The organism is Streptomyces sp. BB1-1-1, from assembly GCF_031597775.1.
In the GTDB taxonomy this organism is placed as follows: Bacteria; Actinomycetota; Actinomycetes; order Streptomycetales; family Streptomycetaceae; genus Streptomyces; species Streptomyces thinghirensis.
Genome location: NZ_CP134203.1, coordinates 5,384,149 through 5,405,980, shown reverse-complemented (window position 1 = coordinate 5,405,980; position 21,832 = coordinate 5,384,149). Strand labels below are relative to the sequence as shown.

16 protein-coding genes and 1 pseudogene are annotated in these 21,832 nt (G+C 71.9%); 2 read left to right on the top strand and 15 right to left on the bottom strand.

The window, feature by feature from the left end; genetic code table 11:
- Positions 1-142: 142 nt before the first annotated feature.
- The 8 genes from RI578_RS24770 to RI578_RS24735 all read right to left on the bottom strand — a co-directional run bounded on the left by RI578_RS24770 (position 143) and on the right by RI578_RS24735 (position 12,449).
- Entirely contained in the window at positions 143-808 is a 666-nt protein-coding gene (locus RI578_RS24770) for an IclR family transcriptional regulator (protein ID WP_121747391.1), read from the bottom strand.
- 302 nt (positions 809-1,110) lie between these two features.
- Positions 1,111-2,907, bottom strand: a complete 1,797-nt coding sequence (locus tag RI578_RS24765; protein WP_310873122.1) for a DEAD/DEAH box helicase — start codon at positions 2,905-2,907, stop codon at positions 1,111-1,113.
- Between the two features lie 164 nt (positions 2,908-3,071).
- Positions 3,072-4,532 carry an MFS transporter gene (locus tag RI578_RS24760; protein WP_310873121.1) on the bottom strand — a complete coding sequence of 487 codons (1,461 nt, stop codon included), beginning with the start codon at positions 4,530-4,532 and terminating at the stop codon, positions 3,072-3,074.
- Positions 4,533-4,620: 88 nt separating this feature from the next.
- A complete protein-coding gene (locus RI578_RS24755; protein WP_310873120.1) occupies positions 4,621-5,211 on the bottom strand; it encodes an SUKH-4 family immunity protein in 591 nt (196 codons plus the stop codon).
- Between the two features lie 121 nt (positions 5,212-5,332).
- Entirely contained in the window at positions 5,333-7,648 is a 2,316-nt protein-coding gene (locus tag RI578_RS24750; protein ID WP_310873119.1) for a molybdopterin cofactor-binding domain-containing protein, read from the bottom strand.
- On the bottom strand, positions 7,645-9,606 hold the full coding sequence (locus RI578_RS24745; RefSeq protein WP_310873118.1) for a 2Fe-2S iron-sulfur cluster-binding protein: 1,962 nt from the start codon (positions 9,604-9,606) through the stop codon (positions 7,645-7,647). Before RI578_RS24745 ends, RI578_RS24750 begins: the two co-directional genes overlap by 4 nt.
- Positions 9,603-10,496: an FAD binding domain-containing protein gene (locus RI578_RS24740; protein ID WP_310873117.1), complete on the bottom strand. Its 894-nt coding sequence runs from the start codon at positions 10,494-10,496 to the stop codon at positions 9,603-9,605. Before RI578_RS24740 ends, RI578_RS24745 begins: the two co-directional genes overlap by 4 nt.
- Positions 10,497-10,775: 279 nt before the next feature.
- Positions 10,776-12,449 (bottom strand): beta-N-acetylhexosaminidase, encoded by a 1,674-nt coding sequence (locus RI578_RS24735; RefSeq protein ID WP_399061290.1) that lies wholly within the window; start codon positions 12,447-12,449, stop codon positions 10,776-10,778.
- Positions 12,450-12,662: 213 nt separating this feature from the next.
- Here RI578_RS24735 and RI578_RS24730 point away from each other — a divergent pair.
- Positions 12,663-13,485, top strand: a pseudogene (locus tag RI578_RS24730) (zinc ribbon domain-containing protein).
- A gap of 41 nt (positions 13,486-13,526) precedes the next feature.
- Here the strand turns inward: RI578_RS24730 and RI578_RS24725 are convergent.
- The 5 genes from RI578_RS24725 to RI578_RS24705 form a co-directional block, all read right to left on the bottom strand.
- The gene (locus tag RI578_RS24725; protein WP_310873115.1) at positions 13,527-14,372 is read right to left on the bottom strand and encodes a carbohydrate ABC transporter permease; all 846 of its coding nucleotides are present in this window, start codon (positions 14,370-14,372) and stop codon (positions 13,527-13,529) included.
- A complete protein-coding gene (locus tag RI578_RS24720; protein WP_310873114.1) occupies positions 14,369-15,298 on the bottom strand; it encodes a sugar ABC transporter permease in 930 nt (309 codons plus the stop codon). The genes RI578_RS24725 and RI578_RS24720 overlap by 4 nt, the downstream gene beginning before the upstream one ends.
- A 59-nt stretch (positions 15,299-15,357) precedes the next feature.
- Positions 15,358-16,656 (bottom strand): extracellular solute-binding protein, encoded by a 1,299-nt coding sequence (locus RI578_RS24715; RefSeq protein WP_310873113.1) that lies wholly within the window; start codon positions 16,654-16,656, stop codon positions 15,358-15,360.
- Between the two features lie 188 nt (positions 16,657-16,844).
- Positions 16,845-17,129 (bottom strand): DUF3039 domain-containing protein, encoded by a 285-nt coding sequence (locus tag RI578_RS24710; protein WP_030402030.1) that lies wholly within the window; start codon positions 17,127-17,129, stop codon positions 16,845-16,847.
- A 56-nt stretch (positions 17,130-17,185) separates the two neighbouring features.
- Positions 17,186-17,758, bottom strand: a complete 573-nt coding sequence (locus tag RI578_RS24705; RefSeq protein WP_193776282.1) for a YqgE/AlgH family protein — start codon at positions 17,756-17,758, stop codon at positions 17,186-17,188.
- A 235-nt stretch (positions 17,759-17,993) separates the two neighbouring features.
- Between RI578_RS24705 and murA the strand changes: the two genes are divergently transcribed.
- Positions 17,994-19,340, top strand: coding sequence for a UDP-N-acetylglucosamine 1-carboxyvinyltransferase (murA, locus tag RI578_RS24700; RefSeq protein ID WP_121747244.1), 1,347 nt, complete (start codon positions 17,994-17,996; stop codon positions 19,338-19,340).
- A gap of 185 nt (positions 19,341-19,525) precedes the next feature.
- On the opposite strand, the gene RI578_RS24695 is transcribed toward murA, so the two are convergent.
- Positions 19,526-19,807: an HU family DNA-binding protein gene (locus tag RI578_RS24695; RefSeq protein ID WP_003950507.1), complete on the bottom strand. Its 282-nt coding sequence runs from the start codon at positions 19,805-19,807 to the stop codon at positions 19,526-19,528.
- Positions 19,808-20,159: 352 nt separating this feature from the next.
- Positions 20,160-21,575, bottom strand: a complete 1,416-nt coding sequence (locus RI578_RS24690) for an NAD-dependent malic enzyme (protein WP_310873112.1) — start codon at positions 21,573-21,575, stop codon at positions 20,160-20,162.
- Positions 21,576-21,832 lie beyond the last annotated feature (257 nt).

Sequence of the window (21,832 nt, the reverse complement as noted above, 5' to 3'; positions counted from 1 at the left end):
CTCCGACTGTCTTGCCGGCACGGCGATGCCCTGCGAGACGCGGTCCGGGGATTCCAAGGACGCGCGCGGCCCGCAGGTCGCCCTTCCCCCCCGCCTTGAGCGTCTTCGTCGCCTACGCGGCACACGGCTGGAGCAGGGGACGTCACCGCAACGCCTCCGCCACCTCCCGGGCCGCCTCCATCACCCGCGTCCCCACCCGTTCCGGGACCACGTCGGCCAGCATCACCACGCCGACGCTGCCCTCCACCCCCGTCACTCCGAGCAGCGGCGCGGCCGCCCCGCAGGCTCCGGCCTCCAGCTCGCCGTGGGTCAGGGTGTACCCGGGCCCTTCCACCGCGTCACCGACAGGCTGCGGCTGTGCCTGCTGTCGCGCGGAGAGGATCGCCTTGCCCGCGGCCCCCCGCTCCAGCGGATGCCGGAACCCCGCCCGGTAGGCCACGTGGTAGTCCGTCCAGGTCGGCTCGACGACGGCCACGGCGAGCGCCTCCGCCCCGTCCACCAGGGTCAGGTGTGCCGTCGCCCCGATGTCCTCGGCCAGCGAGCGCAGGGCCGGCATGGCCGCCTCGCGGACGAGTGGGTGCACCTGACGGCCCAGGCCCAGTACCCCGAGTCCGACCCGGGCGCGGCCGCCCAGGTCACGGCGTACGAGTGCGTGCTGTTCCAGCGTGGCGAGCAACCGGTAGACGACGGTCCGGTTGACGCCCAGTTTGTGGGATAGCTCGGTGACGGTCAGCCCGTGGTCCGTATCGGCCAGCAGTTTGAGGACGCGCAGTCCCCGGTCGAGCGTCTGAGAGGTCTCCGCGGTCACGACGCCCACTCCTTAGTGGTGAGGTCGGCGGCCCTCCAAGCGGGATTGCGTCACCGAGTCCCGTCAGTGACGCGCTTCAGAGGCCGCCGATCGGCTGACGGCCCGGCCTTGTGCCCGGGCCCAGTCGCTTCACGGCTGCGCTCCGCGGCGGCGCTGCCACGGGGCGTGTGCGTAGCGGGACAGTAGCGAGCCGGTTCGCTCAGCGGAAGGCTCCGTCCAGAATCCGGGCGATGGCCGGTGTGGACTACCTGTGTTTGTCCTGATACGTACAGCGCACGCGGGCGGCACCCACGCCCCGCATGTCACTTCATGCGGGTGGCCCACTCCTGCACCTTGGCGATGCGCTGGCGCAGTTGTCCGCCGGTGGCCTCGGCGCTGGGCGGGCCGCCGCACACGCGGCGCAGTTCGGTGTGGATCACGCCGTGCGGTTTGCCGCTCTGGTGGACGTAGGCGCCGACCATCGTGTTGAGCTGCTTGCGCAGCTCCATCAGCTCCTTGTGCGAGACCACCGGGCGCCGTTCGGCGGGCAGTTCGAGCAGATCGGCCTCGTCGTCGGGCTTCTTGCGGCTGTGCGCGATCTGCCGGGCCTGCCGCTTCTGGAGCAGGAGCTGGACCTGGTCGGGCTCCAGCAGTCCCGGGATGCCGAGGTAGTCCTGCTCCTCCTCGCTCCCCGGGTGGGCCTGCATGCCGAACTCGGCGCCGTTGTACATGACCCGGTCGAAGGTGGCCTCGGACTCCAGGGCCTCGAAGGAGAACTGCTCCTGCTCACCGGTGTCCTCGTCCTGCTCCCGGTTCGCCTCGTCCATCTCCTTCTCGGACTCGGCGTAGGGGTCCTCCTCGCCCTCCTTCTTGGGCTTGTCGAGGACGTGGTCGCGCTCGCGCTCCATCTCGTTGGCGAAGGTGAGCAGGTCGGGCACGGTGGGGAGGAAGACGGAGGCGGTCTCGCCGCGGCGCCGCGATCGCACGAAGCGGCCTACGGCCTGGGCGAAGAAGAGGGGGGTGGAGATGGTGGTGGCGTAGACCCCGACCGCGAGGCGGGGGACGTCGACGCCCTCGGACACCATGCGGACGGCGACCATCCACCGGTCGGTGCTGCCGCTGAAGTCGTCGATGTTCTTCGAGGCGCCGGTGTCGTCGGACAGGACGACGGTGGCCCTGCTGCCGGTGATCTCGCGGATCAGCTTGGCGTAGGCGCGGGCGGAGTCCTGGTCGGCGGCGATCACGAGAGCGCCCGCGTCCGGGATGGCCTTCCTGACCTCGGTCAGCCGCTGGTCGGCGGCGCGCAGCACGGCGGGCATCCACTCGCCGCGCGGATCGAGCGCGGTGCGCCAGGCCTGGCTGACCGCGTCCTTGGTCATCGGCTCGCCCAGCCGCGCGGCGATCTCGTCGCCCGCCTTCGTCCGCCAGCGCATGTTGCCGCTGTAGCTCATGAAGATGACCGGGCGGACGACGCCGTCGGCGAGCGCGGAGCCGTATCCGTAGGTGTAGTCGGCGGCGGAGCGCCGGATGCCGTCGTTGCCCTCCTCGTACGTGACGAAGGGGATCGGGTTGGTGTCGGAGCGGAACGGCGTACCGGTCAGCGCGAGGCGGCGGGTGGCCGGCTCGAACGCCTCCAGGCAGGCCTCGCCCCAGGACTTGGAGTCACCGGCGTGGTGGATCTCGTCGAGGATGACGAGGGTCTTGCGCTGCTCGACGCGGTTGCGGTGCAGCATGGGGCGGACGCCGACGCCCGCGTAGGTGATGGCGATGCCGTGGTACTCGCGGCTGAGCGGCCCCGCGCTGTACTCGGGGTCGAGCCTGATCCCTATCCGGGCCGCGGCCTCCGCCCACTGCTTCTTCAGGTGCTCGGTCGGCGCGACGACGGTCACCTGCTGCACGACGTGGTGGTGCAGCAGCCAGGACGCGAGCGTCAGGGCGAAGGTGGTCTTGCCGGCGCCGGGGGTGGCGACCGCCAGGAAGTCCCGGGGCTGCTCCTGGAGGTACTTCTCCATCGCCCCTTCCTGCCAGGCCCGCAGCTTGCTGGCGGTGCCCCACGGGGCGCGGCCGGGGAAGGCCGGGGACAGGTGGTGCGAGGTGCTGGAGCTGGCGGTGGTAGTCACGGTCTCCGAAGGGGGTAGATCGGCTCGGCCACGTATGACAACCGGGCCACCCTACCGGCGCCCCGACGCGATCAACGCGCGCACCGGGGCGGGTCACCCCCGGGTGGGACGGAGGTCACAGCCGTCGCGGCCGCCCCGCCGACCGCATGGCCGGGTTCACCCGCTCACCGCTCCCGCACCCGCGTGGCCACCCACGCCCCCACCAGCGCCACCCCCGCCATCGGCAGGAACACCGCCGCGAAGGCCGCCGGGTGGGAGCCGGTCGCCTCCGTAGCCGCGTGGCTGACCGTGCCGCCGCCGAGAGCGGTGAAGGCGGCGCCGCCGACCGACAGCAGGATGACGTTGGAGAGGCCGTCGGAGATCTGGAGGGCGGCGGAGTTGGTACCGGCCTCCTCTGGGGCGGAGAGCTTGAGCAGGAGCACGCTGGTGGAGGAGATCACCAGGCCCATGCCGAAGCAGCCGAAGCCCCAGGCGACGGCCACCGTCCAGGCGGGCACGGCGTCGATCAGCACGCTCGGCGCCGTGGCGATGGCCGCCGCCACCAGGACCATGCCGAGGGCCATCAGGCGCTCGCGGTGGGGTTCGAGGCGCGGCCGGGACTGGAACCAGGAGCCCAGGGCCCAGGTGGCCCCGCCCGCGGCCAGCGAGAACCCGGCCATCGTGGGGCTGAGCCCGCGCTGCGTGACCAGCATCAGCGGGACGAAGGACTCCGCGGCGATGAAGGCGCCCGCGGCGAGGCCGCGCAGCAGCACGACGGAGGGCAGCCCGCGCATCGCCCGGTAGGTGCCGCGCGGCAGCAGCCCGAGGACGGCCGGGACGAGCAGCGCCACGCCCACCGCGCCGGGCAGCAGCGAGGCCGGGCGCAGGTCCTGGGCGGCGTACTGGAGCAGGCCGGCGCCGAGCGAGATGGCGAGGGCGAGGCGGATGCGGCGGCGGTCGAAGGAGGCCGGTGCCTCCGCCCCGCCCACCGGCCCGGCCGCCCGGCTGCGTATCTGCGGCAGCGCGAGCGCCAGCGGGAGCACGACCAGCACCGGGATGCCGACGAACACCCAGCGCCAGCCGAGGTGCTCGGTCACCGCGCCGGAGGCGAGCGGGCCGACGATCGACGGGACTACCCAGCCGGCCGCGAACGCCGCCATGATCGCGGGCCGCAGCCGCTCGGGGTAGGCCCGCCCGACGACGACGTACAGCGCGACGATCACCAGCCCGCCGCCGAGCCCCTGCACGGCCCGCCCGAGGATGAACAGCCACATCGCGCCGGCCGTCCCGGACAGCACCAGCCCGGCCGCGAAGGCGGTGATGCCGGCGGTCAGCGGCGCCAGCGGCCCCCGCCGGTCCGACCACTGACCCGAGAGCACCATCCCGAACAGGCTCGTCGTGAAGTACCCCGAGAACGCGAACGCGTACAGCGACACCCCGTCCAGCTCCCGCGCCGCCACCGGCATCGCCGTCCCCACCGCCGTCGCCTCGAAGGCGATCAGGACGATGACGGAGACGATGCCGACGCTCAGCGCCCGGTAGGCGCGGCTCAGCACGGTCTCGGCGGCGGGCGCGGTGCGGCCGGTCTTCGGGCCGGGGACGGGGGTGTCGGCGACCTCGGTGTCGCGCGGTTCAGGGGCGGTCATGGTCGCCAGAGTAAGGTCCGCAGACCGCTTTGACCCCTGTCGGGAGGCGGTACGGGACCGGGACCTTGGTCGTACGACCGGCCTCGTGTCAGCCAGCTCCGCCGCGGGGTTGCGCGGGTGCGGATCCCGCCCCGGCCTCCGGTGCTGCCGCGCGGCGCAGCAGACACAGCGTGAGGACGAGGGTCGAGACGTCCGGGGTGAGGGGGCGCAGGCCGGCGTCGGCCGGGTGCCACGTCAGGACCGTACCCGTCGGGCCGTCCACGACCACGTCGCTGCCGTCGGGCAGTCGGCCGAGCCGGACCAGCCGGCCCGCCGCCTCGGCCGGGACCGCGTGCCCGTAGTGCTCCGCCAGGGTCGGCAGCGGTATCCCGTCGTCGTCCGTCCCGAGCGGGAACGCGTTCTCCGGCAGGCCCGTCTCGCGCAGGAAGCGGCGGGTGGGCTCGTGGGTGAGGGCCGGCGGGAAGTCGATGTCCTCGAAGCGGGCCACGCGGCCCCGGCCGAACTCACGGGCCAGCAGACGGTAGGACAGGTCCAGGGCGAGACCGGAGACCGTGCGGCGGCCCGCGGACAGGAGCAGGCAGCCGATCACCGCCGCCGACGTCCACAACAGCGGCGTCTCGCGCCCCGACGGCACCCGGGCCGGCGCCCGCTTCGTCATGTCCGTGGTGACCCCGTGCATCGTCTCCCCCGAGTGTGTGCGCGACCGAGCCGTAGCCGGTGGGAGCGGCAGTCGTCCCCACCGCTTCGCAGCCTACGTGCCACCACTGACAACGCCCCCGCCCGCGAGGGCCACCACCGGGTCAGGCGGTGACCACCGCGGCCTGCGGGCGGATCGGGAGGCGGTTCACCGGGCGTCCCGTGGCCGCGCGCACGGCGGAGGCGACGGCCGCCGGGGACGCCACCACCGGTGCCGCGCTGACCGCCTTGGCGCCGAAGGGGGCGACCACGTCGCGTTCCTCGACGAGCTTCACGATCCGGATGTCCGGGGTGTCGAGCGCGGTGGGGAGGGCGTAGCCGGTGAGGTCCGGGTGGCGGATCAGGCCGCGCGGGGTGCGGAGGTTCTCCGTCAGCGCGATGCCCACGCCCTGGGTCACGCCCGCCTCGATCCGGGCGGTCAGCTGGGCCGGGTTCAGCACGCGGCCCACGTCCTGGGCGACGGCCAGTTCCACGACCCGTACCGAGCCGATCTCGATGTCGACGTCCACCACCGCGCGGATCGCGCAGAAGGCCATGCCGACGAAGGCGTCGCCCTGGCCCGCCTCGTCCAGCGGCTCGGTCGGGTGCGGGCGGCACTGGGCGGTGGCCCACAGTTCCTTGCCCTCCAGCGCCTCGGCGACCGTCGTCGACAGCACGCCGTCGTAGGAGGTGATCTTGCCGTCGGCGATCTGGAGCAGCTCGGTCGACATCCCGAACTGGTGCGCGAGGGGCTGGAGGAGCTGGGTGCGGACCATCTTGGCCGCCCGTTCCACCGCGCCGCCCGACACCCAGGTGTGGCGGCCCCGGCAGCCCGCGCCGGCCGGGGGCTGGTCGGTGTCGACGGGCGCCACCTGCACCTCGTCGACGCCGAGGGTGTCCTGGACGATCTGCCGGGCCAGGGTGGTGAAGCCCTGGCCGGTCTCGACCGCCGCGCACAGCACCGTCGCCACGCCGTCCTGGACCTTCACGGTGGCCGTGGAGACCTCGTCGGCGCCCTCGGCGCCCAGCATGTGCACCATGCCGATGCCGTAGCCCACGCCCCGGCGCACCGCGGCCGGCTCACCCGCGCCCTCGGGGCCGCCGGGCAGCAGCCACTCGTCCTCGGGCGTGTCCTTGGGCAGCGCGGGGAGCGGGAAGTCGCGGACCGCCTGGAGGAGTTCGGCGACGGGGGCGGGACACGTGACCGTCTGGCCGGTGGGGAGCACGTCGCCCGTGGCCAGGACGTTGCGCAGCCGCACCTCGGCCGGGTCCAGGCCGAGCTTCTTGGCGACCTTGTCCATCTGCGCCTCGTACGCGGCGCACACCTGCATGGCGCCCTCGCCGCGCACATGGCCGGAGGGCGGGTTGTTGGTGCGTACGGCCCAGCCCTCGATGAAGGCGTTGGGGACGACATAGGGGCCGCAGGCGAAGGCCACCGCGGCGGCCAGGGCGTCCGAGGAGGTGTCGGCGTAGGCGCCCGCGTCGAGCAGGATCTGCGCCTCGACCTTCACCACCCGGCCCTCGGCGTCCGCGTGGTGGCGGTAGCGCAGGAGGGTGGGGTGCCGGTGGACATGGCCGAGGAAGGACTCCTCGCGCGTGGCGGTCAGTTTCACCGGGCAGCCGGTCTTCAGCGCCAGCAGGCCGAGCGGCAGCTGGAAGCCCTGGTCCTCGCGGTCGGCGGTGGCACCGGGCACCCCGGTGACGACGATCTTCACCTGGTCGGGTGACAGGCCGTAGCAGGACGCGGCCGTGTCGCGGTCGGCGTGCGGATCGGTGGAGGCCAGGTACAGCTCCACGCCGCCGTCCGGGCGCGGCACCGCGAGGCCCGCCTCGGCGCCGATGGGCGCCGGGTCCTGGCGGCCGATGCGGTACAGGCCCTCGACGACGACCTCGCCGGTCGCGTCCGGGTCGCCGTGGCGCAGCGGGATGTGCCGGATCAGGTTGCCGTCGGGATGCAGCGGTTCGGCCTCGAAGGCCTGCTCCGGGTCGGTCACCGGGTCGAGCACCTCGTACTCGACGATGACGGCGGCGGCGGCCATCCGCGCGGTGTCCGGGTGGTCGGCGGCGACGGCGGCGATGGGCTCGCCGTGGTGGCGTACGGCCTCGGAGGCGAACACGGGGCGGTCGGCCCGGCCGCCGCGTCCGTGCAGCGGGGCGCCGGGTACGTCCTCGTGCGTGACGACCGCCCGCACGCCGGGCATCTCGCGCGCGTGGGTGGTGTCGATGGACACGATGCGCGCGTGCGGGTGCGGCGAGCGCAGGACGGCCGCCCACAGCAGGCCCTCGGCCCACAGGTCGGCGGCGTACGGGAACGTGCCCTCCGTCTTGGCGCGGGCGTCGGAAGGCGGCAGGGACGCGCCGAGGCCGTGCGGGATCGGCTCGGGGACGGGGGTCGCCTCATCGGTTCCCGCGGCCTCCGCAGTCGCGGCGTCGTTGCTCACGCGTGGCCTCCGTCCTGGCCGTTCTCACCGTAGGGCTGGTCGTGCGGTCCCGGTGCGTCCGGTGTCCCCGGTGGTCCCTGGGACTCGAACGCCGACGGGTTGACGCCGCCCGCGCCCGGACCCGCCTGGTGCGGGATGCGGGGCTCGTCGGCGTCCGTCCCGGCCGCGTCGGCGGTGGCGTGCGCCTCGCGCTCGGCGACGACCTCCTTGACCGCCTCCAGGACGCCTCGGTAGCCGGAGCAGCGGCAGAGGTTGCCGCACAGGGCCTGCCGGGCCTCCAGTTCGGTCGGCGCCGGGTTGCCCTCGAGGAGGTTGTGCAGGGTCATCGCCATGCCGGGCACGCAGAACCCGCACTGCACCGCGCCGCGCCGCGCGAGCGCCCGCTGCACGTCCGACGGCCGTCCGTCGGCGGCGAGGCCCTCGACCGTACGCACCTCGCTGCCGGCACTGGTGACGGCCGGGACCAGGCAGGAGGCGACCAGCCGGCCGTCGACCTGCACGTTGCAGGCGCCGCACTCGCCCTGCGAGCAGCCGTCCTTGGCGCCCGCGAGGCCGAGCCGCTCACGCAGCACGTACAGCAGCGACTCGCCGATCCAGGCGTCGGTGACGGGCCGGTCGGCGCCGTTGACGCGCAGCACGTACGAGGCGAGGGGGTGTTCCTCGTGCGGACCGGCGGGGGCCCGCTCCTGAGAGGCGGCCGGGTCGGCCGCGGAGGCGGGGACGGCCGGGACGGTCTCGGAGGCGGCCGGGTCGGTCTCGGTCCGGGGGGCGATGCGGGGCTCCGCCTCCGGGTCCCGCTCACGCTCCTGCCCGGGCACATGCTCCTGCCCGGACTCATGCTCCTGCCCGGGCTCATGCTCCCGCCCGGACTCATGCTCCCGCCCCGGCTCGCGCTCCTGCCCGGGCTCCGGCTCGCGTTCCTGCGCGGCGGCCGGCGCCGGGCCCGTCACGGGCTCCTCGGCGGCCTCCGGGCCGGATTCCGCCGCCACGTCCTCGCCGGTGTCCGCGGATGGCTCCGCGGGCCCCTCGAAGGCCTCCTCGGCCCCCTGCAACTCGTCGGTCACCGGCTCGCCGGTCAGCGTCCCGTCGGCCGCCGATGCCGAGGGCCCGGTCTCCGCGGCGCGTTCCGCGGGCGCTTCGACGTACGGACCGGCCGCAGGCTCGGGCGCCGGGGGTGCGGACGTGGCCGCTTCGGACGGCCGTTCCGGGCCGCCCGGTGCGGCCTCGGCCGCGCGGTCGCCCCAGGGCTGTCCGGCCGGCTGGGTCGCCCAGGGCGCGGGGGCGCCGCCGGGCAGGGTGGCCGGTGCGGTGCCACCCCACTGCTCGGCCAGGGACGACTGGGTGAACTCGCCCGACTCGTCCGGCAGGTCGCCGTCGGCCACGGGAATGGACCACTGCCCGGTCACGTCCTGCCCGGTCACGTCCTGGCCGGACGCGGCATCGGGCTCGGGCGCGGTGCCGTCGGAGGCCGCGGCCTCGGAGAAGTCCCACTGGCCGGTGGCCCCGGGCCGGTACGTGAACCGGTCGCCCTGCCCGGCGTGCACGTCGTACGGCGCGTTCGTGTCGTACGGCGCGCTCCCGCCGTACGGGTCCTGCCGCGGGTACTCGGCGTACCCCTGGTGAGCGGCGGGCTCCTGCCCCGCGTCCGGGACGTGCCACTGCGTGCCGTCCACGGGTGCGGTCGGCATCGCCCAGGTGCCGGTGGCCGCCGGGTCGGTGCCGGCGGTGGTGGCGGGCGCGACCGTGATCTGCGGCGGCACATAGCCGTGCCCGGGTGCGGCGAGCGGGCTGTCGGCGGAGGCGAGGAGCGCGTCCACGCCGCCCTCGGGGAGCTTCACGAAGGCGGTGGCGCCGTCGTCGTAGTCGCCCTGGGGCAGCGGGTCCCAGCGTCCGCCGCTCGGGGGCGTGCCCCCTCCGTGCTGATCGCCGTGCCGTTCGTCGTGCTGGTCGTCGGTCACGACAGCGCCCTCCCCAGTGCTCGTCGGGCCAGCGCGGCGACGGTGCGCCGCAGGTGCAGTACGGCCGGCGGGAGCTGCGGTACGGAGCCGTCCTCGGCCGGGGCCGCGTCGGGGATGCAGGCGGCGGCGACGTACTCGCCGAAGGCGCTCAGCGCCTCCGGGACGATCGCGCGGCCGTTGTCCCAGTCGATGAGGGAGGCCACCCACTGCTCGGCCTCCAGGGGGCGCAGCGGCATCGGCGCGATGGCGCCGACGGCGCACCGCACCCCGCGCCGGGCGGGGTCGAGGACCAGCGCCACGGAGGCCATCGCGCGGCCCGGGCCGGTCCGGCCGGTCGCCTTCAGGAAGACCTGCGGCGCGTGCAGCAGCGGCATGCGCACGTAGCCGATGAGTTCGCCCGCGCGGAGCATCTCCATGCCGGCCAGCAGGTGCGACACCGGCATTTCCCGGCGGGCCCCGTCCGGGCCCGCGATGATCAGCGTCGCCTCCAGCGCGGCCAGCACCGGCAGCGCGTCGCCGGTGGGGGCGGCCGAGGCGATGTTGCCGCCCAGGGTGCCCGCGTTGCGGATCTGCGGGGGCCCGGCGGCGCGCGCGGCGGCGGCGAGCGCCGGGATGAGCGCGGCGAAGTCGGGGCGTCCCATGCGGGCGTGGGTGAGTCCCGCGCCCAGCAGCGCGTGACCGTCCTGGTACTGCCAGCCGCGGATCTCGCTGATCCGGCCGAGGCCGACCAGCGCGGCGGGCCTGAGCTGGCCGGAGTTGACGGCGGTCATCAGGTCGGTACCGCCCGCGACCGGAACGGCGGCGGGCATGGCGGCCAGTGCCGCCACGGCCTCGTCCAGTGTCGTGGGCAGCGTGACGGCCTGCGCCGCCTGCGGTGCGTGCGTGGTCAAACCGACTGCCCCTTCCCGCTGTCCCACCTGGTCCCGCCCATGTGGCCGTACGGTACGACCTCACAGGGCGGACGTGGCAACTCTGGCACATCTTTGCAGGGCCCGAACGCGGGGGTCCGCTAGGAGGCATTCGCCCACCCCGTCGGGGAGATGGTCCGATTTCACACGGGATCTCCGGCCATCAACCGACAATCAGAGGTGAGCACGATGAGCGCGAGTTGCCACTCCTCTGTGGCGTTTCGGGGCTTTCTCCTTACTTGTGCGCCTTACTTGTGCGCCTTACTTGTTCGGCGGCGGTCCGTCGATCGGCCGGCCGAGCACACCGGGCCGCCGCTGCCAGGGCAGCGGACCGCCGGGCGGCCGGTAGCCGACGCCCAGGGCGTCAAGTCGCCGGTAGTGGGCGGCCATCCGGCGCTCGAAGCCGGCGAAGTCCCGGTCGGCCGGGGCGGGCAGGGCGCTCCAGGCGACCTCGGCGAACGCGGCGAGCCTCGGGAACGTCTGGTAGTCAACGCGCGCCTGGTTCTCCATCACCTCGGTCCACACGTTCGCCTGGGTGCCGAGCACGTGTCCGCCCTCGTCCGGCGTCAGCTCCGCCGGAACCGGCTCGAACCGGTAGACGTCCTCCAGGGTGCGCACGAAGCCGATCGGCACGGGTTCGTCCTCGCCCGCGTGCTGCCGGTGGTCCAGGTACACCTGCTGCTCGGGGCACATGACGACGTCGTGTCCCGCGCGCGCGGCGGCGACCCCGCCGGCGTACCCGCGCCAGGAGGACACGGCCGCGCCCTTGGCCAGTCCGCCCTCCAGGATCTCGTCCCAGCCGATGAGCCGCCGTCCGCGTTCGGCGAGCCAGGTGTCGAAGTGCTGGATGAACCAGGCCTGGAGTTCGTCCTCGTCGGCGAGGGCGAGTTCCTCGATGCGTGCCTGCGCGGTGGCCGAGCGCCGCCACTGGTCCTTGGGGCATTCGTCGCCGCCGATGTGGATGAACTCCGAGGGGAAAAGCTCCAGGAGTTCCTCGAACACGCCCTCGTAGAAGCGCAGTGTGTTCTCGGTGGGGGCGAGTACGTTCGGGGAGACCCCCCAGGTGTCCCACACGGAGAGGGCGGTGGTGTCGATCACATCGGTGTTGCCGAGTTCCGGATACGCGGCGATGGCGGCCTGCGAATGTCCGGGTACGTCGATTTCGGGGACGACGGTGATGTGCCGTTCGGCGGCGTAGGCGACGATCTCCCGGATGTCGTCCTGGGTGTAGAAACCGCCGTGGGGTTTGTCCTCCCAGAGCGGCGAGGCACGGTGGCCGTATTTGGTGCGCGCCCGCCAGGAGCCGGTCTCGGTGAGCTTCGGGTGGCGTTTGATCTCCACGCGCCAGCCCTGGTCGTCCGTCAGGTGGAAGTGCAGGACGTTGAGTTTGTGGGCGGCCATCAGGTCCAGGTAGCGCAGGACGCCTTCCTTGGGCATGAAGTGCCGGGCGACGTCCAGCATCAGGCCGCGCCAGCGGAAGCGGGGCGCGTCCTCGATGCGGACCAGCGGCAGCCGCCACCGGCGGTCGGGCAGCGGGGCGCGCCGGAAGGCGTCCGGGCCGAGCAGTTGCCGGAGCGTCTGAGCGCCCCAGAAGAGGCCGTCCGGGCCACCGCCCGTCAGGTGCACGCCCGTCGGTTCGACGACGAGGCGGTATCCCTCGGCGCCCAGCTCACCGTCGAGGGACAGGCGGACGACGTCGTCGCCCCCCGACCCGGGCGCGAGCGGCAGGCCGGTCGCGGCGCCCAGCGTGGCGCGCAGCCAGCGCTCGGTGTGCTCCGTACCGTCGTCCGCCACCACCTCGGTGTCCGGGCCGAGCCAGAAGAAGTCACGCTCGTGGCACGTCACTTGCTGCGGCTGGGGAATTACGTCTGTCACGTCAGTCACCTGTTCCTTGCGAGGAGACCCCAGCGCCCGCGCCGGGGGAGGGAATCGCATCCGGGTGTCGCGGCGCGGAGCGTCGCCGTATCCGGTTCGGGCGCGGAGCGCCCGTACCGCTGCGCTTTTGCTGAGGTGATGCGAACGCGTGTGCCTGTGGTCGCTGGTCGAAGTGGCGGCTGGGCATTCGGGGGGTGTTTGTACGGCTGTCGTACGTATGGTCCTTCGGGTCCGGGACAGCACAGTGTCCTGGTCGGGGCCGAGAGGGGCGAGATGGCACTGGTGGGGGCGGGTGTGGGGACCGGACGTGCCCGGTACACGTGCCGGTCGCGTGTGTCGTCCGCCGCCCGCACCACTCTGACGGCGGAGTGGGACCGGTGCCGCTGGGTGTGGAACGAGTGCGTCGCCAAGTCCAGGGCCGCGCACCTGCACAACACGTCCACCGGCGAGAAGACCACGTGCGGCCCGGCGCAGCTCGACAGGATGCTCACCGAGGCCCGCGCCCGCACGCCATGGCTGCGTGAGGGCTTGTCGGTTCCCCAGCAGCAGGTCATCCGCGACTTCGGCCGCTCCCGCGCCAAGGCGCACAAGGACATCACAGAGCGCCTGCCGATGGCGCGCCGGGCCGGGAAGCCGAAGTGGAAGACCAAGCGTGAAGCACTGCCGACTCCCAACTACACCCGGCGCGGTTTCCGGCTGAAGGACGGCCGGCTGCACCTGACGGGGCCGCGACCACGACACGATCGCGGTCGAGGACTTCCGTCCGAAGTTCCTGGCCAAGTCCACCATGGCCCGCAAGGCCGCTGACGCCGCCATCGGCGCCACCAAGGCCGCCCTGACCGAGATGGGCCGCAAACACGGGCGGGACATCCGCCTCGTACACCCCGCGCACACCACCAAGGACTGCGCCCAGTGCGGAGCGAGAACCAAGCACGCACTCCCCCTCTCGGAACGTACCTACACCTGCACCGCCTGCGGGACCGTCTCCCCCAGAGACAAGAACTCCGCACGCGTCATGCTCCTCCGGGCTGGTCTCAACCCGGCTGGTGCCGACGGCGGAAGACCTCCTGGAGCGCTGCTCCAGGAGACGGCCTGAGCCGGAAATCCCCTCCCCCTTCAGGGAGGGGAGGATTCAAGTCAGTCCTTTACCGCTCCGCCGAGGCCGGAGACGAGTCGTCGTTGCACGAGTACGAAGAAGACCAGCACCGGAATCGTCATCACCGTGGACGCGGCCATCACACCGCCCCAGTCCGGATCGTCCGGCTTGTAGAAGACCAGCAGCGCCATCGGCAGCGTCGACTGGGAGGTGTCGCTGATGATGAACGACTTGGCGAACAGGAAGTCGTTCCAGGTCGAGATGAAGGAGAAGACGCTGGTGGCCACCAGCCCCGGGAAGACCAGCGGGAAAAGGATCTGCCACAGGAATCGCGCCCGGCTCGCCCCGTCGATGTAGGCGGCCTCCTCCAGGGCCTCCGGCACGGCTTTCACAAACCCTCGCAGCATCCAGATCGCGAACGGCAGCGAGAAGGCGATGTGGGGCAGGATCAGCGACCCCAGCGTGTTCAGCTGGCCGAAGTCCCGCATGAGGAAGAACAGCGGGATGGTGAGCGCCTCCACGGGCACCATCTGGGCCACCAGGAACATGATCAGCAGGGTGGTCCGGAAACGGAACCGGAAACGCGTCACCGCGGTCGCCGCGAGGAACGCGATCAGCGCCGAGGCGATCACGACGGTGCCCGCCACGAGCAGACTGTTGAGAAAGTAACGACCGAATTCCTGCTGTCCGAAGACCCGCCGGAAGGAATCGAGCGAAGGCGCCAGGGTCCACGGACGCGGCTCGGTCGACTCGATCTCCCCGGCCGGTTTGAAGGCGCTCAGCACCATCCAGTACAGCGGGAAGGCCACCACGACCGAGATCAGCAGCGCCGAGGCCTCGGCCGCCAGCCGCCACGGACGGCGCACACGCGCGCGCGGAAGATTCACAGCTCCTCCCCCTGGCGGCGCAGCAGCCGCAGGTAGACCAGCGTCACGGCGAGCAGGATCAGCAGCATCACGACGCCGATCGCCGAGCCGAGGCTGTACTGCGAGGACGCGAACGCCTTCTGGTAGGCGTAGACGTTGAGGACGAGGTTCTGGCCGGCGATGCCGCCTCCGTTGGTCATGACGTAGATCTGGGTGAAGACCTTGAAGTCCCAGATGACCGACTGGATGGTGACGACGACCAGGATCGGCCGGAGCATCGGGGCGAGCACCGACCGCCAGATGCGCCACTGCGAGGCGCCGTCCAGGGCGGCGGCCTCCAGCACCTCGGCCGGCACGGCGCGGATCCCGGCGTAGACGGTGACCATGACGAACGGGAAGGAGCACCAGACCACTTCGAGCAGGACGAGCGCGAAGGCGCTGAAGCGCCCGTACGTCCAGGAGTGGTCGCCGAGGCCCAGCATCCGGTTGACCGGCCCGAAGTCCGGGTCGAACAGCAGCAGCCACACCGTCGACCCGGTGACCGCCGGGGTCGCCCATGCTCCGAGGGCCGCCATCATCAGCGCGAGCCGGGGCAGGGCACGCACCCGAGTGAGCAGCACGGCGAGCGCACACCCGACGGCCAGCGTCGACACCACACAGGCCGCCGCGAACACGACGGTGGCGAGCAGCACCCGCCAGAACTCACCGTCCCCGAACAACTCGGCGTAGTTCCCGAACCCCTGGAAGGTGGTCGGTTCACCACCGGACACCTGGGCCTGCGTGTACTCCAGAAAGGAAATCAGCCCGAGCTGATAGACGGGGTAGACGAGCAGCCCACCGAGGACGACAAGAGCAGGGGCGAGATACAACCAGGGGGTACGGGCTGCGCCCCGAAAGGGGCGCGGGGCTGTGTTGGATTTGCGGCTACCGCCGCGTGGGCGCGACAAGCCACGACGAACCCGCGGCCGCGAACGCACCGCACCCCCCGAGCCACTAGGCACCCCCCTCACCCGGCGGAGCCAAACGCGTCGTCCATCTTCCGAGCCGCGTCCCCCGCCGCAGCGCCCACGTCCTTCTTGCCGCTGACCACCTCCTGGAACATCGTCGACAGCACCTGCGACGAGTCGATCGTCGCCCACGCGGGCGAGGCCGGCACGAACTTCGTGCCCGCGGCGAGGGTGTCGACGAACGGCTTCACGAACGGCTCCTCGGCCGCGACCCGCTGCCGTACGTCCGTGAAGGTCGGCAGGAAGCTCATCGCGTCGAACATCTCGCCCTGCGCCTGCTTCGACGCGAGCCGCTTCATCAGGTCGACGGCGAGGGTGCGGTGCGAGGTGCTCTTCAGGACGCCGATGTTGTTGCCGCCCGCGAAGGCCGGGGCGATCGAGCCCGGCTTCACGCCCGGCAGCGGCACGACCGCGTACTTGCCCTTCACCTTCCCGGCTTCCACGGCCTGGCGGCTGAAGTCGCCGCCGATCGCCATGGCGGCCTTGCCGGAGGCGAACGCGGTGACGGTGTCGTTGCCGCCCATGCCGGCGCACTTCGCGGCGGGGCAGTTGTCGTCGCCGAAGAGGGACGTGTACGCCTCGATGCCCTTCCGGGCGGCGGCGCTGTCGATCGCCGAGGCGTACGAGCCGCCCTTGCCGGTGGCGAGTTCGCCGCCGTTCGCCCAGATGAAGGGCATCGCGCCGTAGGTGTAGGCGCCGCCGACCGCGATGCCGTAGAGGTCGGGCTTCGCGGCGCGGACCTTCCTCGCGGTGGACGCCAGCTCGTCCAGCGACTTGGGGGCTTCGAGGCCGAGTTCGTCGAAGACGTCGGTCCGGTAGTACAGGGCGCGGACGCCGACGAAGTAGGGGGCGCCGTAGATCTTGCCGTCCACGGTGACGGACTGCCGGGCGGTGGGGTCGGCGTCCTTGGCCTCGTCCCAGGCCCCGAAGTCCTCGGTGACGTCCATCAGCCCGCCGTCCTTGACGTAGCCGGCGGTGTCGGTGTTGCCGTACTCGATGACGTCGGGGGCGCTGTCGGGGTCGTTGAAGGCGGCCTTGATGCGCTGGGCGCGGGTCTCGACGGGGATGTACTCGACGTCGACCTTCGTGCCCTCGTGCGCCTTCTCGAAGTCGGCGAGGACCGCGTCGACGACCTTTTCCTTCGGCTTGGTGTTGACCTCCTGGAAGAGCCAGACCCGTAGCGTGCCGCTCTTCTCGTCCTTGCCGGAGGAGGAGTTGTCGGACGTCTGGGGGGCGCAGGCGGTCGCGGTGACGACGGCGGCGGCCAGCGATACGGCCAGGCGGGGGGCGAGCTTCATGGAGTGTTCCTCCGGGCGTGCGTTGCAACATATGCAATGACGGTTTCGCTCTGCACAACACCCAGGAGGTTATGGAGTACATGAACATGTCCACAAGAGGTCTCAACCACTTCGTGACAACGCGAAGGCCCCCGGAGTGCGCGCGGGCACACTCCGGGGGCCTTCGAAGAACTCGGTCGGGAAGGCGGCTACTTCTTGTCGCCGCCCTTGCCCTCGTCTCCGCCGCCGCTCATGGACTCGTAGATCTCCTTGCACATGGGGCAGACCGGGTACTTCTTCGGGTCGCGGCCCGGTACCCAGACCTTGCCGCACAGCGCCACGACGGGGGTGCCGTCGAGGGCGCTCGCCATGATCTTGTCCTTCTGGACGTAATGGGCGAAGCGCTCGTGGTCACCGTCACCGTGGGAGGTCTGCGGTGTCGGCTCTACGAGGGTCCCCGTACCAGTCCCGCGCTCGGGCTCGAGAGTGCTCATGCATGCCAGGGTACTTAAAGCCCGGGTATCGAAGCTCACACGCTCCGGCCGGGAGATCAGTTGAGCGAGGGGTCGTCCGGATACGTCGCCACCATCGCCAGGTCGCCCCGCTGGCGGCGCAGCACCTCGCGCCAGAGCCTCTCGGGCACCGGGCAGGACACGTCGCCGGGCTCGGACTCCACCACGTACCAGGCGCCCTCCGTCAGCTCGTCCTCCAGCTGACCGGGGCCCCAGCCCGCGTACCCGGCGAAGATCCGCAGGGCGCCCACGGCGGGGGCCAGCAGCTCCGGCGGCGCCTCCAGGTCCACCAGTCCGATCGCGCCGTGCACCCGGCGCCAGCCCAGCGGCGCCCGCTCGCCGGACGCCCCGCCGGGGACGACGGCCACGCCGAGGGCCGAGTCGAGCGACACCGGGCCGCCCTGGAAGACGACGCCGGGTTCGCCGGTCAGGTCCGCCCAGCCCTCCAGGATGTCGCCCACGTCGACCGGCGTGGGACGGTTGAGGACGACGCCGAGGGAACCCTCCTCGTCGTGGTCGAGGAGGAGCACCACCGCACGCTCGAAGTTCGGGTCCGCCAGGGCGGGCGTTGCCACGAGCAGCCGCCCCGTGAGCGAGGACACCTCGGTCATGCCTGACATGATCCCGCATGTTCCCCTCCCGTGGGGAGGCAATCGGGGGCACGGGGGTGAACACGTGCGCCGTGCGCGCGCCGCAGCCGTGACCGCCCGTGCCCGGCGGTGAACGGTTCGTGTTGTGACAAACCCATGACATCGCCGGACCGTGCACAGGCTTACTGAAGGGGGGTACAAGGCGATTACCCTTTCCCTTCTGGCCCCTGCCCAACCCCCACGGAACGCGAGATTCATGACCGTCAACGGCGCTGATGACGTACTGCTTGTCCACGGCGGAACCCCGCTGGAGGGCGAGCTCCGGGTCCGCGGTGCGAAGAACCTCGTGCCGAAGGCCATGGTGGCCGCCCTGCTGGGCAGTGCGCCGAGCCGGCTGCGCAACGTGCCGGACATCCGCGACGTGCGGGTCGTACGCGGACTGCTGCAACTGCACGGGGTGACCGTCCGCCCGGGCGAGGAGCCCGGCGAGCTGGTGCTCGACCCCTCCCACGTGGAGAGCGCGAACGTCGCCGACATCGACGCCCACGCGGGCTCGTCGCGCATCCCGATCCTGTTCTGCGGCCCCCTGCTGCACCGCCTCGGCCACGCGTTCATCCCGGGCCTGGGCGGCTGCGACATCGGCGGCCGGCCCATCGACTTCCACTTCGAGGTGCTGCGGCAGTTCGGCGCGAAGATCGAGAAGCGTGCGGACGGCCAGTACCTGGAGGCCCCGCAGCGGCTGCGCGGTACGAAGATCAACCTGCCGTACCCGTCCGTCGGCGCGACCGAGCAGGTGCTGCTGACGGCCGTGCTGGCCGAGGGCGTCACAGAGCTGTCCAACGCCGCCGTGGAGCCGGAGATCGAGGACCTGATCTGCGTACTGCAGAAAATGGGCGCGATCATCGCGATGGACACCGACCGCACGATCCGCATCACCGGTGTGGACGAGCTGGGCGGCTACACCCACCGTGCCCTCTCGGACCGCCTGGAAGCCGCCTCCTGGGCCTCGGCGGCGCTGGCGACCGAGGGGAACGTCTACGTCCGCGGCGCCCAGCAGCGGTCGATGATGACGTTCCTGAACACCTACCGGAAGGTGGGCGGCGCCTTCGAGATCGACGACGAGGGCATCCGCTTCTGGCACCCGGGCGGTCAGCTGAAGTCCATCGCCCTGGAAACGGACGTCCACCCCGGCTTCCAGACGGACTGGCAGCAGCCCCTGGTGGTCGCCCTGACGCAGGCCACGGGCCTGTCCATCGTCCACGAGACGGTCTACGAGTCGCGGCTCGGCTTCACCTCCGCGCTCAACCAGATGGGCGCCCACATCCAGCTCTACCGCGAGTGCCTGGGCGGCTCCCACTGCCGTTTCGGCCAGCGCAACTTCCTGCACTCGGCCGTGGTGTCGGGACCGACCAAGCTGGAGGGCGCCGACCTGGTCATCCCCGACCTGCGCGGCGGCTTCTCCTACCTCATCGCCGCCCTCGCGGCCCAGGGCACCTCCCGGGTCCACGGCATCGACCTGATCAACCGGGGCTACGAGAACTTCATGGAGAAGCTCGTGGAACTGGGCGCGAAGGTGGAACTGCCGGGCAAGGCACTCGGCTAGACACCCCCGAACACGCCGGTGGGGCGGTCACCCGATCCCGGGTGACCGCCCCACCGGCGTTGAGACGAGCGCCCCTGCAAGGGGCGCGGGGAACTGCGCGACCAGCCACACACGGCCCGCAGCCGCGAAACGACCGCATCCCGAACGAACGATCCGCACAGTCCCCGGCGCTCCAAGCGGAGCGGTTACTTGCCCTTGGCGGCTTCCTTGAGCTTCGAGCCCGCCGAGACCTTGACGCTGTAGCCGGCCGGGATCTGGATCGGCTCGCCGGTCTGCGGGTTGCGGGCGGTGCGAGCGGCACGGTGGGTGCGCTCGAAGGTCAGGAAGCCGGGGATGGTGACCTTCTCGTCGCCCTTGGAGACGATGTCGCCGACAACCTCGGCGAACGCGGCCAGCACGGCGTCGGCGTCCTTGCGGGTCACCTCGGCGCGGTCGGCCAGCGCGGCCACCAGCTCACTGCGGTTCATGTTGTTACTCCCGTGTTCTTCTTGCCGTTGAGGCGTGCCACGCGGCGGAGCCGCATGTTGGGCACAGCGATGCCGATGCTGCCAGGGTCCTCGGACACTCCCCGGACCCGGGTCGGTCGTCAGACCCTCGCGCCCAGGGAGGCATCCTGCCTCCACCTGCGGCGGTAAAGCCAATCCGGCACCCCCAGGAGTCGTGAGAACACCCTTGGGAGTCACACGCCGAGAGGGCCTGAGCCTTGCGCAACCCTAGAGGGCGATCCGAGGCCCGACATCCCGCGACGCGCCGGAGGGGCGGCCCGCCGTGGTGATCCTCACCACCACGCCACCGGCCGCCTTCCCCCGCCGGGGGAACCTACGCCACCACTCCGGCGGCCTTCGCCGCGTCCCGCACGGCGCCCGCTACGGCACCGGCGACCTTGTCGTTGAAGACGCTGGGGATGATGTAGTTCGGGTTGATCTCGTCCTCGGTCACCACGTCCGCGAGGGCGTGCGCGGCGGCCAGCATCATCTCGGTGTTGACCGTGCGGGACTGCGCGTCCAGCAGGCCCCGGAACACGCCCGGGAAGACCAGCACGTTGTTGATCTGGTTCGGGAAGTCGGAGCGGCCGGTGGCGACGACCGCCGCGGTCTGGCGGGCGATCGCCGGGTCGACCTCGGGGTCGGGGTTCGCGAGCGCGAACACGATCGCGCCGTCGGCCATGGCGGCCACGTCGTCGCCGTCCAGGACGTTCGGGGCCGAGACGCCGATGAAGACGTCGGCGCCGTGCACGGCCTCCTTCAGGGTGCCGGTGAGGCCCTCGGGGTTGGTGTTGTCGGCGATCCAGCGCAGCGCCGACTCCGGGGCGGCGTCGACCAGGTCCGCGCGGCCCGCGTGCACCACGCCGTGGATGTCGGCGACGACGGCGTTCTTCACACCCGCGGCGATCAGCAGCTTGAGGATGGCCGTACCCGCCGCGCCGGCGCCGGACATGACGACCCGTACGTTCTCGATGGGCTTGTCGACGACGCGCAGGGCGTTGGTCAGGGCGGCGAGGACGACGATGGCGGTGCCGTGCTGGTCGTCGTGGAAGACGGGGATGTCGAGGGCCTCGCGCAGCCGGGCCTCGATCTCGAAGCAGCGGGGGGCGGAGATGTCCTCCAGGTTGATGCCGGCGAAGCCCGGGGCGATGGCCTTGACGATCTCGACGATCGCGTCGGTGTCCTGGGTGTCGAGGCAGAGCGGCCAGGCGTCGATACCGGCGAAGCGCTTGAACAGGGCCGCCTTGCCCTCCATCACCGGCAGCGCGGCCTTGGGGCCGATGTTGCCGAGGCCCAGCACCGCCGAACCGTCCGTCACGACCGCAACGGAGTTGCGCTTGATGGTCAGGCGGCGGGCGTCCTCGGGGTTCTCGGCGATCGCCATGCAGACGCGGGCCACACCCGGCGTGTAGATCATGGACAGGTCGTCGCGGTTGCGGATGGGGTGCTTCGACGCCATCTCGATCTTGCCGCCGAGGTGCATGAGGAAGGTACGGTCGGAGACCTTGCCCAGGCTGACGCCCTCGATGCCGCGCAGCTGCTCCACGATCTCGTCGGCGTGGGAGGTCGAGCCGGCGGCGATGGTGACGTCGATACGGAGCTTGTCGTGGCCGGAGGCCGTGACGTCGAGACCGGTGACGGAGCCACCGGCGGACTCCACCGCGGTGGTGAGCTGCGAGACCGCTGTCCCGCCCGCGGGCACCTCCAGTCGGACCGTCATCGAGTAGGAGACGCTGGGCGCCGTTGCCATGGCCGACTTCCTCTGCTTTCACCGTGTAACTGCGTTTGTGCCGTCCGATCGTCGCACCTACCACTGAGTACGTGGTAGCCACCCCGGGTTGCGAACTTTGTGTTCGCGCACCGTCCCACCGGGCCCCGAGCACTTTCGGAAAACGACTTCCACCATACGAGAAGTTGCGGGTCGACGGAAGAGGGGGACCGGCCCGGGAAAGAACCCGCGGGACGGGAATTGTCTTGCGGGGATCGTTTGTTACCTTGGACGTGGCA